The 13514-nt window shown below is 42.1% G+C and carries 11 protein-coding genes and 3 pseudogenes; 7 read left to right on the forward strand and 7 right to left on the reverse strand.

The window, feature by feature from the left end:
- Window positions 1–236: 236 nt before the first annotated feature.
- From LC586_RS36650 to LC586_RS36670, 5 genes and pseudogenes are all read right to left on the reverse strand, one after another.
- Window positions 237–2126, reverse strand: a complete 1890-nt coding sequence (locus LC586_RS36650) for a hybrid sensor histidine kinase/response regulator (RefSeq protein ID WP_229490500.1) — start codon at window positions 2124–2126, stop codon at window positions 237–239.
- Window positions 2092–2406 (reverse strand): annotated as a pseudogene (locus LC586_RS36655) (response regulator); the annotation flags it as partial. The gene LC586_RS36650 and the pseudogene LC586_RS36655, both read right to left, overlap by 35 nt.
- A pseudogene (locus LC586_RS36660) lies at window positions 2391–2735 on the reverse strand (sensor histidine kinase); the annotation flags it as partial. The pseudogenes LC586_RS36660 and LC586_RS36655, both read right to left, overlap by 16 nt.
- On the reverse strand, window positions 2731–2937 hold the full coding sequence (locus LC586_RS36665) for a PAS domain-containing protein (RefSeq protein ID WP_309143432.1): 207 nt from the start codon (window positions 2935–2937) through the stop codon (window positions 2731–2733). The gene LC586_RS36665 and the pseudogene LC586_RS36660, both read right to left, overlap by 5 nt.
- A gap of 15 nt (window positions 2938–2952) precedes the next feature.
- On the reverse strand, window positions 2953–3207 hold the full coding sequence (locus tag LC586_RS36670; RefSeq protein WP_229490502.1) for a hypothetical protein: 255 nt from the start codon (window positions 3205–3207) through the stop codon (window positions 2953–2955).
- A gap of 711 nt (window positions 3208–3918) precedes the next feature.
- Between LC586_RS36670 and LC586_RS36675 the strand changes: the two genes are divergently transcribed.
- A complete protein-coding gene (locus tag LC586_RS36675) occupies window positions 3919–5184 on the forward strand; it encodes a DUF4912 domain-containing protein (RefSeq protein WP_229490504.1) in 1266 nt (421 codons plus the stop codon).
- Between the two features lie 85 nt (window positions 5185–5269).
- The gene (locus LC586_RS36680; protein ID WP_229490506.1) at window positions 5270–6196 is read left to right on the forward strand and encodes a phosphodiester glycosidase family protein; all 927 of its coding nucleotides are present in this window, start codon (window positions 5270–5272) and stop codon (window positions 6194–6196) included.
- 139 nt (window positions 6197–6335) lie between these two features.
- Here LC586_RS36680 and LC586_RS36685 read toward each other — a convergent pair whose 3' ends face one another.
- Both LC586_RS36685 and LC586_RS36690 read right to left on the reverse strand, forming a co-directional pair.
- Window positions 6336–6704: a hypothetical protein gene (locus LC586_RS36685; protein WP_229490508.1), complete on the reverse strand. Its 369-nt coding sequence runs from the start codon at window positions 6702–6704 to the stop codon at window positions 6336–6338.
- Between the two features lie 572 nt (window positions 6705–7276).
- Window positions 7277–8596 carry an ABC transporter ATP-binding protein gene (locus tag LC586_RS36690; protein ID WP_309143431.1) on the reverse strand — a complete coding sequence of 440 codons (1320 nt, stop codon included), beginning with the start codon at window positions 8594–8596 and terminating at the stop codon, window positions 7277–7279.
- 197 nt (window positions 8597–8793) lie between these two features.
- Between LC586_RS36690 and LC586_RS36695 the strand changes: the two are divergent.
- From LC586_RS36695 to LC586_RS36715, 5 genes and pseudogenes are all read left to right on the forward strand, one after another.
- Window positions 8794–9099: pseudogene (locus tag LC586_RS36695) on the forward strand (FAD-dependent oxidoreductase); the annotation flags it as partial.
- A 487-nt stretch (window positions 9100–9586) separates the two neighbouring features.
- A complete protein-coding gene (locus LC586_RS36700; protein WP_229490509.1) occupies window positions 9587–10159 on the forward strand; it encodes a single-stranded DNA-binding protein in 573 nt (190 codons plus the stop codon).
- Window positions 10160–10441: 282 nt separating this feature from the next.
- Window positions 10442–10720 (forward strand): hypothetical protein, encoded by a 279-nt coding sequence (locus LC586_RS36705; protein WP_229490510.1) that lies wholly within the window; start codon window positions 10442–10444, stop codon window positions 10718–10720.
- A gap of 129 nt (window positions 10721–10849) precedes the next feature.
- Entirely contained in the window at window positions 10850–11020 is a 171-nt protein-coding gene (locus tag LC586_RS36710) for an HNH endonuclease (RefSeq protein ID WP_229490518.1), read from the forward strand.
- 215 nt (window positions 11021–11235) lie between these two features.
- Window positions 11236–13122: an ABC transporter ATP-binding protein gene (locus LC586_RS36715; protein ID WP_229490512.1), complete on the forward strand. Its 1887-nt coding sequence runs from the start codon at window positions 11236–11238 to the stop codon at window positions 13120–13122.
- The last annotated feature ends 392 nt before the right edge of the window (window positions 13123–13514 follow it).

Below are 13514 nucleotides of genomic sequence, written 5' to 3' on the forward strand. Positions count from 1 at the left end.
TTGATTACTTATTAAACCCGAAGAACCCCACCCCGCCAAAGCTACGCTTCGTCTCCCCTCCCCGCTTGCGGGGAGGGGATTAAGGGGTGGGGTGCAATGACTGTGGAAATCATAACTAATTATGCGATCTGGGGTGCAATGACTGTGGGAATCGCAACTAATTATGCTGACTTTATATTATTAAATTATAACTCTCAAGTTTGACAAATAAATTAGTAATTCCCAATGCCCAACTCCTAATTATTTTTGACTGTGCTTATAGTTTGCAATAATTGACTAGCTGTATAAGGTTTGGATAAAAAGGCTTTGATACCCATGTCATAAGCTGTATTAACTTTATCCTGCGAGGTTAGTCCACTGACAGCAATGATTTTGACATCTGGGTTAATTTTTCGCAAGGTGCGGATAGTAGTTATTCCATCCATTGACGGCATTACCATATCAGTTAATACAAGAGATATTTCATCTCGATGTTCTGCATATAAGGCTATTGCTTCAATGCCATCACTAGCTGTAATTGCTTTGTAGTTATGGCTTTCTAGAGATGTTTTTGTCACATCTCGAATGGCAGCTTCGTCATCTACTACTAAAATTAATTCTCCTTGTCCTGAAGGTAATCCCTGTTCTGGTTCTTCTATAGTTTCCACCGCCTCTTGTGCTGGCAAATACACCTTAAATTGGCTGCCTTTTCCCTGAACGCTTACTACGTCGATAAAACCGCCGTGGCTTTTAATAATGCCAAGTACTGTAGAAAGTCCAAGACCAGTACCTTTACCAAGTTCTTTAGTAGTAAAAAATGGCTCAAATATCCGATCTAATATTTCTGTTTGAATACCAATTCCGCCATCACTAACAGTAATAACAATGTGGTGACCAACTTTAGCGTCAATATGCATCTTGGCGTAATTTTCGTCAATTAAGAGATTTTCCGCTAATATTTTTAAAGTTCCACCATTCGGCATGGCGTCACGAGCATTGACACACAGATTCATTAGTACTTGATGCAATTGGGTAGCATCGCCGCATACAGGCCAAAGATTTTGCGGAATTTGAGTGGAAACTTCAATGGATTTGGGAAAAGTTTCTTTAATAATTTGCTGAATTTCTACTATTAAATGCTTTAATTGCAATATTGTGCGATCGCCCTCAATTCCGCGAGTAAAAGATAACACTTGCTTAACTAAAGTAGCCCCACGTTTAGCGTTTGTAATCAATATTTGCAACAGTCGCCGAGAACGCTCATCATGGACTTGTGTCTCGAATAGTTGGGCTGTCATCAGAATCGGGGCAAGAATATTATTCAGGTCATGGGCGATACCACTGGCTAAGGTGCCAATACTTTCCAATCGCTGGGCGCGGAGAAATTGCGCTTCCAGTTGTTTTTTGTGTGTGACGTCAGTGTTAACAATGAGAATAGATTGTGCTTTATTACCGAATTCATGCACCAGTGTCCAACGACTTTCAACAATAATTTCTTTACCTGATTTTGTTTTTTGATGTAACTCACCCTGCCAAGAACCATGTTTCATCAGAATACTGAGTGCTTTTTCAACTTGAGACACATGCTTTTCATGCCAGAGAACTCGTGTCTTTTTATTGATAGCTTCTTCTTTTTTCCAACTGTACAGGCTCTGGGCAGCTTTGTTCCAAAATAAAATTTTATCGTCTAAATCACAGACAAAAATTGCATCGGTGGCAACATCTAGTAAAGCGGCTTGTTCGCGGATTTTGTGTTCTGTTTGTTTGCGCTCAATAGCATAACGAATAGAGCGTTCTAACAAAGGTGCAGTCAACTGGCTTTTTTCGAGATAATCTGCGGCTCCGGCTTTTATTGCTTCGATATCTATTTCCCAGTCGCCTTGGCCAGTCAGCAAAATTATCGGAGAACAACAGCCGTTGGCAATTGCTTCGCGCAAAAGTTCCAGTCCACTCTCTGGCCCCAAACGGTAGTCTACAAGATAAATGTCATGTTGGTCACAAGCGATCGCATTCCTTGCTGCTTCATAATTATTTACCCACTCCAACTCGCAGTTTGCTACCTGAAATTCACTGAACCAATAACGAGTCAAAATATAGTCGTCTTCGTCATCATCAATGAACAGAACTTTGATAGGGCTGTTGTCCATGTTTATTTCCCACGGCTTCTAGTGGCAGTTTCACAATTTCAAACCAGTATTTAACTAGAGTCTTCATGACCTCAACTAATGAAGCAAAAGTCACTGGCTTAGTGATGAAAGAGTTCGCACCCAACTCGTAAGTATTATATATATCTTCTTCTCTTCGTGATGTTGACAGTATGACAACTGGAATTCGCCGCAATTGTGGGTCAGTTTTTATCTCTTTTAGCGCCTCCAGACCGCCAATTCTGGGCATATTCAAATCTAATAAAATCAAATCGGGATGCGGTAAACTGCGCTTTGGGCTGTGATATTTCCGTGATGACGCTCAATAATTTTCCGACAGATAGCTAAACCTATGCCAGTACCTTCGTACTCAATGCTACTATGCAATCGTTGAAAAACATTGGAAATTCGATTAAGATATTTTTCTTCAAAACCAATACCATTATCTTCTACGATGATTTGACAAAGTTCAGAATTGGCAAAGATGTTATCTGCTTGATTGTTTAAAAATAGACTATAGATTTTGATAATAGGTGGTATCTGTGGGCGGTGGAATTTGAGGGCGTTACCAATGAGGTTTTGCAGCAATTGACGCATTTGTAAAGGATCAGATCCGCACTACATTATCATCTTCATCCCATACTGCCTGATTGCGATCCAAAACCCATTTATAGGTGTCATACTTACACCGGACTCGATGTTCGCTAGTAAAAAACGGGGTAATTTTAGCAAAGTGATCAGCGATCGCTTGTCTGACAAATCCAATATCATCTGGATGTACTCGTGTTGCCCATTCGTCTAAGGAAGTGGAAATCTCATGTTCAGGTTGCTAACCGACGAAGGCGCGTAGCAGCAATTTCTGCTCATCTGGCAGTAATTCCAAAATTTTGCAAGACTGAACTTTTAGATATTGGGCAACGATTGTTACACATGAGTTCATCAGTGTAGTCAAGTCTGTACTAGCTAGGGCCATTTGACTTAGTTCTGCCACCATTGCTTGCTGGTTAGCATGAACTTCTAGCGTCTCCTTTGCTTGCTTGCGCTTGGTGATGTCCATGTATAACCCAGACATTTGCACAGCCATCCCAGCATCCCCAAAGACAACTCCTTTGCTTGCTAAAAAACGAATTCTCTCATCAGGTAAAATAACTCGAAATTCGATGTCATATTTGACTCGATCCTGAATAGCTTGCTGATGCGATCGCTATGATTCAGATTGCTGGGAGGATGTTCACTGAATCATAGCGATCGCGCTTTCCGTTTGTATGCAATACACTCCGACCTCTCTTTTTAGGAGAGAAAAATGGAATCTTACTCCCCTTCCCTTGCAGGGAAGGGGCTGGGGGTTAGGTCTATATTGGACTCAACCCAGAAGCCCTATAGTGGTGGGTTCAATCCTCAAAACACAATGTCATGAAAAATTGACATTATTGCCTTTGCTCAACATGTAACTACCTGCCAATGTTATGAAATCATGACAATACGATCCCAGAAGGGCTTGTAAATTCGTGAAACAGGCAAAAAACCTACTTATTACCCCTTGATCCCTAGATATGCTTAGTGGTTAATATTGACTTAACAGATAGAACTTCCCCGATCCCAAAGAAATGCTAATTTTGGCATAACTAAGGAATTGATTGGAAGTGACCCCAATTTAAAAACAGACTAAAAAACTTAAAAACTGGGCAAAACCAGGAGTCAGGATAAGAAATTCATCTGGAGTGGATGACATTTTATATAGCATTCTTTAACCAGGGGAAATCATTTACCGCTTAAACTACTGGAGGCCAAAATAATGGCAAAAGAACGCCCGCCACTAGAGGAGATGACCTTACGCCAACTACGCAAAGTTGCTAGCGAATATAGCATCTCTCGGTATAGCCGAATGCGTAAATCACAATTACTGGCATCAATTCAAGAAGTCCAGCGCAGTAAAAATTTACTTAGTCCATCTCGTTCATTGGAGGCACAGGAAACCGTGGAAGCTGCAAAGTTTGAATTAGGTCAGGAAGATCGGACTGGTGGATCTTTGGCTGATGTTGATGAAGGACTCGCAGATTTACCCTCTGGCTATGGTGAAAGCCGGATTGTACTCTTACCACGCGATCCTCAGTGGGCTTACACTTACTGGGATATTCCCAATGAACATAAAGAGGAACTGCGCCGACAAGGGGGACAACAACTTGCACTACGGATTTATGATGTCACCGACATCAATATTGAATACCAAAGCCCCCACAGCATTCAAGAATATCCTGCTGATGAACTAGCTAGAGAATGGTATCTACCAGTTCCAGTTAGCGATCGCGATTATGTGATCGATATCGGCTATCGTGCTGCTGATGGACGCTGGTTGGTACTTGCTCGTTCTGCTAGAGTACACATTCCTCCCGTTTATCCTTCTGACTGGATTGAGGATGTCTTCATCACTGTTAACTTTGAAGAAGATTTGCGTGGTAAGACTCAATACGAACTCGTGCCACCTGCCAAGAAGATTGCAGCTACCGCCAATGGTAATGCTGCTGTTGTCAATGGTAACGGCAACCCCATCTACGACCAAATCTTTGGTTTAGCCGAATCTGCCGAAGCACTACGGGTAGCTGGTTCTATCTTCGGTTCCCAGCACCAAGTACCAGGTTCAGCGCGTCCTGAACAAGCTATTAGCTCCTACATTTTCCCATCTGGTGTGGGTATGTGGGCAGTTCCTACCGTGTCAGGCTTAACCGCTTCCGGTGCAGGAATGTCAGGTGTTGGCTTCTCGGCTTCCGCCGTACCAGTGCGTCCGCGCCAGTTCTGGTTAATTGCCGATGCTGAGTTGATAGTCTACGGTGCAACCGAACCCGATGCTACCGTAACCATTGGTGGCCGCCCAATTCAGCTAAATCCAGATGGAACATTCCGCTTCCAGATGTCCTTCCAGGATGGTTTAATTGACTATCCAATTTTGGCTGTAGCTGCTGATGGTGAGCAAACCCGGTCAATTCAGATGAAATTTAACCGTGAGACACCATCTCGAAATACCAACACCAAAGAAGAAGCTGTTTTAGAATGGTTCTCTTAAGTTTTGGTTCCGAGATAAACTCCAGACTTAAATTTTAAATTATTCCCCGCTATAGTAATTCTGTAGCGGTTTTTTTTGCATTAGTATGTCTACGAAAAAATTATTTTTGTTATTTATCTTGATAATTGCTGCAACCTTATTATCAGGTTGTCAAGAGATTGAAGCAAATTCAATCCCAAAAGCATCTAAAACTTGCCCTGGCAAAGATGCTAAGTTCAGCATTGATTTTTTTAAAACCAATAATCAAGGTAAAAGAAATGAAAGAGGTATTAACAATGTGATTATTTTTAATCCCAAATCAGCAGAATTAGATTTCAAAGTTAATGTTGGTCTATCTCATAAACTCTACGCCAAAGATGCTAGGGGGAAACTGCGTAAAGAATATGTACCAAAACAGTTTCGTGAACTCATCGGCGATGAGAATGCCAAATTAAATGGACAGCTACCCATTGCTGCAATTAATGCTGACTATATAGGTACTGATGATAAACCACAAGGCTTAAATGTTTCTCGTGGTGTCGAGTATTCGGGAGCATTTAAAACTAAGCGTTCTTCCTTTGGGATATCAGGAGGTACACCCAACCAGCGACAGGCTACTATCCAAGCTGGTAGAAGAAAAAGTGATATTCTCAATTACAATTTAGTGGGTGGTAATGGCAGATTCTATCGTCAGGGTAAATTTAAAGATATTTGTCAAGATTTAGGAGAATTTGCTTGTAAAAATGCTAAAAATCGCTCTATGGCAGCTATCACTAATCAAGGCTATGTAATCCTATTAGTTAATGACTTAAAAGCTAATTCAGATATTGAATTATCTCAACTTAATCAAGAGTTACTGCCAGATCTGTTTGATAATCTCCTAGAAGGTATTGCTAGCAATAACTGTTTAGGTAAGATTCAAGAAGGGATATTATTTGATGGAGGTATGTCGCCAGGATTGTATTATAACCAGAAAACTTATGTAGAAAACCTTGGCCCGATAGGTTCAGTTTTTTTGATTTACAAAAAATAAAATAGTTGATGACTAGTAGACTTTGGGGAAAGTTTCCCTACCTTTAACAAGGGGATTTTGCCCCTTATTGTCTGGTTAATTGACATCGTAGCTGAATTTACGCAGTGCTGTACTAGATTTACTTCCATATAACTCAATTTTAGAATACTGACTCTTTAACTTTTTGCGAATTCTCAAGCTTGTTTGGATTCACCCAACGATTGACAAATTCGTGATTATGTTTGTACACTTTGATTTGCACTTGTTTGGAACTTAACTTGACTACTTCGGCAGGAATTCTTTGGACTTCGCTAGAATCTGCGCGAGGACTGTAAAGCCAAATGACTTTTTGCCCTACTTGAAAGTAGTCAGGCTTACTAGTTAAAGAAGGCGGTTTTTCTGCCCAAGAGGGGAAAGCAATTGCTAAGTTGATCAAAAGTACTAACACCACTAGAGTGATTTGGAAAAGTTTCATGATCATTGCACTTGTCTTGGGTCTGGTAGGATAATCAATCTGCTGATCTAGCATTTAATTATTATTCTCCTTTGTTTTCTCAAAGTGAAAAGTTATGTACTTTAAAAGTTCTTTGGGCAATTTAGTTAGCATTAGTTTACTCTTTGAATGCTGGTAAGACACCTAAATTTGATAGCACTAGAGATTTGCAAAGTTAATTACTCACAGGACTTACGCAAACAATGGCCAAAAACTTGATTTTCTTCTTAGGGTAATTCATGTAGAAGCATACTCCTAGGTCGAAGCAAGCTGCGCGTAAGCGTCCCGCAGGGAATGTAGAGAAGCGGCTTAAGGCAGGGTATTGCCCCTACCGCGTATAGTTTTGCGTAAGCCCTGACTTAGCCAAAGGCTTGTATTAATCGCAAGCCAAGTTTGTATTTGTTCAAAGTACAAATCTCTACTAATTTCAGGATAAAACGGCTTATGCAATAAAAGCAAATAGTCTTATTTTTTGAAAGGATAAATTGAATTTATTATAAAAGTTGTGATGCTCTGCGTTGAGATTACAATCTCGATCTCAAGCGATCGCACCATCCGGTCAGACCAGAAAAGCTGGTATATTGGTATTCCATAACCCCGCTCCCACTCTACAAGGGAAATATTGCTAGCTCAGTTTCCGGGTCAAAAAAGTGAATTTTCTCTGTAGTCAGAGATAGCCATAGTTGCTCCCCAACTTGTACAAATCGGTCTGGTGGTATTCGCACTTGTAAGTAATTGGTAGTGGCTCCTTGAGATCCAGGTTCGGCAATCTTAACAGCGAGAAAGGAATCGTTGCCGAGATTCTCTACCAAATCTACTTGCACTGGTAGATTTTTGGTAGCAGGCATACTCAAGTTCAAGTGTTCTGGGCGAATGCCTAAAATTAAAGCTTTCCGATCATATTTTTGTAAAGCTCTTCCCCAAACTTCTGGGAGGGTGAAACGAAAATGGGAATGAGTAATCAACTGTGGGGCATGAAATTCTACAGGAATAAAATTCATCGGTGGTGAACCAATGAACTCTGCTACAAAAAGGTTGGCAGGACGGTTGTAAAGTTCTAAGGGAGAAGCAACTTGCTGAATTTTACCCTCAGACATAATCGCAATGCGATCGCCCATTGTCATCGCTTCTGTTTGATCGTGAGTAACGTAAATTGTCGTTGTCCCCAATTGGCGCTGCAATTTGACAATTTGAGCGCGGGTTTCTGCCCGCAGTTTGGCATCTAAGTTAGAAAGCGGCTCATCCATTAAGAATACTTGGGGATCACGCGCGATCGCTCTCCCCAATGCAACCCGTTGTCTTTGTCCCCCAGATAGCTGTTTGGGTAAGCGATTCAGCAATGTTTCGATTTGCAACAGTTGGGCAACACTACGCACCTGTACATCCACCGCCCTTTCTTTGTCAGAAATGTAGCGCAGTCCTTTAGGTAAATTTCTGGTCGCACCCACGAAGAGATTTTCTGCCCACGTCCGAAGATAAGGGGATGAGGGGGATGAGGGGGATGAGGGAGTAATTGCTCCCCCTGCTCTAAAACGACGGCGTAACCCAAAGGCGATGTTGTCGTACACCGTCATGTGGGGATAGAGGGCGTAATTTTGAAACACCATTGCGATGTCGCGTTCTTTGGGTGGTAGGTCATTGATCAAGCGATCGCCTATCCAGATATTACCGCCAGTCATCACTTCCAAACCAGCGATTAAGCGCAGCAGGGTGCTTTTACCACAACCAGAAGGGCCCACCAGCACCATAAACTCGCCATCTGCGATCGTCAGATTAATCCGTCGCAAGACGTTAACACTTCCCGCACGTTCTTGCGCTGCATCAGTTTTCTCCCCAGACGTGAGGGGAGATTGGGTTTGTGAGGTCACACCTTCCCCTTTACGCGGGGAAAAACTTTTATAAACGTTTTCTAAAACAACTTGGGACACAACTAATTATTGTCATTGGGGATTGGGCATGGGGCATTGGGCATTGGACTAATGACTAATAACTAATGACCAATGATCAATGACAGTTTAGCGCCAATCATAATAGACGTTGTATGTAAATACGAAAAGTTAAAAAAACAGCTTGCATCATAAAAAGCAAACTATCCTGAATTTTAGGGCTATCAGGAGGTGTTGTTATGACTACCGATGTACCTAAAAATCTTTCCCAACAACCAAAAATTAACCCTGTCCATGACATTGTAGACGGACAAACCACAGATTGTTGCATTGTGGGTGGGGGGCCGGCAGGAGCAGTTTTAGCGCTGTTGTTAGCGCGTCAAGGCATTTCTGTGATGCTGCTGGAAGCACACAAAGACTTTGACCGCGATTTTCGCGGCGATACGATTCATCCGTCGGTGATGGAAATTATGGAAGAATTGGGACTTAGCGATCGCTTGCTAAAACTTCCCCATGCTAAAATGCGCCAAATTAGGTTTAAAACCCATCTTGGGCGACCTTCCAGCCAGGTTGATTGCCTTGGGTGTTTTTCCAGTTCACGTCAAGACTTAATTTTTGCCAAAAATTTTTTCTATTTAATCAATGGATGGTACAATTATACTACTCCAGACAGAATTCAATGCTCATTTAGTCAAGCGAGGGTGGCGGGCGGCATACTTAATGCTGTTTAAAGCGATCGCTTGGCTTTTATGCTAGAAAGGACTAAAAACTCAGAGTGGAAGAATTCAGCACCCAGGAGTCAGAAGTCAGAATTGATAAGGAGTTTAGTATGATTGGTATATTGATTCATCAAGTGTTCTCCTGACTCCTGAATTCTGACTCCTGAATTCTGATCTAAGAGTAGATGTAGAAAATTTGTTCAAACATTATTAAAAAATGCAAAAGATTAAACCTATCTAGATATTAATTGGCACTACATAGAAAAACCTTCTCTTTTTGAATCAGTACTTTTTGCAGTCAGGAGTAATTTTAATGAACAGCTGCGTTTTGATGGCGGAAATTATTAACGAACCGCAACTCCGCTATACAGCCGATAATCTGGGAGTCACGGAAATGCTGGTGCAGTTTCCCAATTCCCAGAAACCAGAAGATCCGCCAGCTACCCTGAAGGTTGTCGGCTGGGGAAATTTAGCGACAGAAATTCAGCAAAACTACCACCAAGGCGATCGCGTCATCCTGGTAGGACGTTTAAGCATGAATACTGTTGAGCGTCAAGAAGGTTTTAAAGAAAAACGCGCTGAATTGACGGTGCAACAAATTCAACCTGTTGGAGGTAGTTTTAATACTGATCCATTGCCCTCAGCAACCGTAACTCCATCATTTACTGAAACTGCTCCACGACAACCAGCAGCATCTCGTCCTGCACAGAAAGACGTTCCCAGTTACGAGTCACCACGTCCAGCGCCTACCCCGGCTACAAATCCTGTTGGCGTTGCTCCCCAAGCGAAAACTTACGAACCCGTACCCCAACCCACAAATTATGAGCGAACCACTTATCCAGCAGTGAAAGCGGAAGAACCAGATCCAGATGATATTCCGTTCTAAAGTTGGTAGTTGAGCGTGTATTCAATTTGCTAACTCTACTTAGCAAAAAACATTACGATTAGACAATTTCTACAAATAGCCATCCTTTATGATGTGCTATTTTTTTGTCTGCGTTGACGCTTTGCGTCTTGTCGTGAGACATCGCTTACCTACTCTGATTTCACCAATTCAATTCTCTGACAAAAGCCTCGGTACTTTTTGGGATATGTTTTACTGTTTAATCCGCGATCGCACATTAAGCTACAATCAAAATTACTCATCGATTAATTTCCTGGCACTGCCATGACCATTTCTCTACCACCGAAACTTAATAGCCTTCCAAAAACACTACCCATTGAGGGCGCGGTTCGGATTGATTTAGAGGAAGGTATTCTAGTTTTTCGAGCATCCAGCACTGTTCAAAGTCGCATTGAAGAACTATTGGTGAAACAGCAAAACGCCCCGCTTAGTGCAGAAGAAGAAAAAGAACTTGATTGGTACGAAGAAATTGATGACTACCTAAGCTTTGTAAATCGCACAATTCGTAATGTGTCTCTTGCTCAAACTCAGCAAGCTCTATAAATTGTGTCCTCTCGTAGCAAAATTCCTGAATCTATACAAAAGCAGGTACGTCAACGCGCCAACTACCTGTGTGAGTACTGTCATGCATCTGAACAATGGCAGTATGTGCAATTCACAGTAGATCATACTATGCCATTGTCATTGGGTGGAACAGATTTTTTGGAAAATCTGGCGTTGGCTTGCTTTCACTGCAATCGCAGGAAGACAAATCGGCTTACTCTCAAGAAGAAGTTTTACTGTTTAATCCGCGATCGCACATTTGGAGTGAGCATTTTATCTGGTCTGCGGATGGACTGTTAATTATTGGTTTGACAGCTATTGGACGAGCGACCGTCACTGTACTAACCTTGAATCGGGAACGGGTTATTAATATTCGTGCGGCTGATAAAGAAATCGGTCGGCATCCATCAATGGACGATCCGATTCAAACGTAAAAACCATATTTAGCGACATAATAGATCAAAACTCTTGTTAAAATCCAGATAATTTTAAGTTAGAATTTCTACCCAACTCCTATGAGAGAAACTGTCCTAGAGGTTCGCAATATACAAGTTGAATTTCCCGGTGATGGCAACATCGTTAGAGCTTTGGATGGTATTTCCTTTGGGCTGCATCGAGGTGAAACTCTAGGAATAGTAGGAGAATCGGGGAGTGGTAAATCAGTGACAGCTCTAGCTGTGATGGGTTTGTTGCAAACTCCCGGTATAGTTACTGGCGGTGAAATCTGGTTTCGTCCGCAGGAGAATGCCAACGCCATCGATTTGGTAAAATTGCCTCCTGAGCAAATGCAGCTACACCGGGGTGGCGACATCGCCATGATTTTTCAAGAACCGATGAGTTCGCTTAATCCGGTTTATAACATTGGGTTTCAGCTAACAGAAGCTATTGTGCGACATCAAAATGTGTCAGCAGTCCAAGCACGACAAATTGCGATCGCAGGTCTACAAGAAGTTAAACTTCTACCTAGCGATGAAGAGATCCAGCAGCAGTATATCGAAACTTGGCATAAAACCAACGCCAATTCATCTAAACCAGATGGGTCAAAGTTGGCACAGTTGGTAAAAGAACACAAAGAAGCCATGCTGGAACGCTACCCTCATGAACTATCTGGGGGTCAGTTGCAACGGGTAATGATTGCAATGGCAATTTCTTGCAACCCATTAATTTTAATTGCTGATGAACCAACTACAGCCTTGGATGTGACGGTGCAAGCGACTATTTTGGACTTGTTGCGAGAATTGCAGCAAAGCCGTGACATGGCAATGATTTTCATCACCCACGACTTGGGGCTAATTTCAGAAATTGCTGACGAAGTAGCGGTGATGTATAAAGGTAAAGTTGTCGAATCTGGTACTTCTCGGCAAATTTTCAGCAGTCCCCAGCATCCATATACTAAAGGCTTGATAGCTTGTCGCCCCACACTCAACCGCCGTCCCCAAAAATTACTCACTGTTTCTGATTACATGAGTGCAGAAGAGACAGCAACGGGACAAATAGTAATTCAGGCGAAAGAACCAGCACAACCTACAGAAGTTACCACCGAAGAGATTACTGCAAGATTGGCAAACTTCAATCAGAAGGAACCCCTGTTGCAAATCCGCAACCTGAAAGTTGGTTTTCCAGTGCGCGGGGTGTTCGGTGGTACAAAACGCTACAACATGGCAGTTAATGGCGTTTCTTTTGATGTCAAACCAGGAGAAACACTAGGTTTAGTGGGAGAATCTGGTTGCGGTAAAACCACCCTTGGCAGAACCTTGCTGCGATTAATTGAACCGATGAGTGGTCAGATTATCTTTGAGAAACAAGATATTACTAACCTCAAAGGAGAACCGTTGCAAAAACTACGACGGGAAATGCAAATAGTCTTCCAAAATCCTTTCAGTTCCCTCGATCCACGGATGAAGGTTGGGGATGCGGTGATGGAACCATTGTTAATTCACGCCGTGGGTAAGACCAAGCAACAACGACGACAACGTGTAGCCGAACTCTTAGAACGGGTGGGGTTGAGTGCAGATGCAATTAACCGCTATCCTCATCAGTTTTCTGGTGGTCAACGGCAACGGATTTGCATAGCTCGTTCTTTGGCATTAAATCCTAAGTTTATCATCTGCGATGAATCAGTTTCAGCGCTGGATGTTTCAGTACAGGCGCAGGTATTAAATCTTCTCAAAGAATTACAGTCAGACTTTCAGCTTACTTATATCTTTATTTCTCATGATTTAAGTGTGGTGAAATTTATGAGCGATCGCATTTTAGTCATGAATCGCGGTCAAATTGTTGAAGAAGGCACAGCCGAAAGCATTTACCAAGAACCCAAAGAGGAATATACACAAAAATTAATTGCTGCGATTCCTACTGGTAGTGCTGAACGGGTGCGAAATCGTCATCTACGGGCTTTATAGAAAGGGCGGTATATAAACCAATACACTTGGGTTAAGCATTTCTTCCTTCTCTTCCTTCTCTTCCTTTGCGTCCTTTGCGTCCTTTGCGGTTCGTTAAAAAAATTGACTTTGACAAAGAGTTATATCAGGTTCGCTTGATTGCTTATTAAGCCCGAAGAACCCCAAAGAGCCAAAGCTATGCTTTGTCTCCCCTCCCCGCAAGCGAGGAGGGGTTGCGGGTGGGGTTCTTTTATTATGGGTAATTTGGCGGACATGATATTAATTAAACGTGAGTTCGACGGATAGGAAAGCCCAAAAAGGTTGCTATATATGAATTTACTCAAGTGGGCAGGCGGAAGCGATCGCTAAGATTAATTGAGAATCGGTAAAAAACTCACAAAAAAACGCCGAGA

This window comes from Nostoc favosum CHAB5714, assembly GCF_020829495.1.
GTDB lineage: Bacteria > Cyanobacteriota > Cyanobacteriia > Cyanobacteriales > Nostocaceae > Nostoc > Nostoc favosum.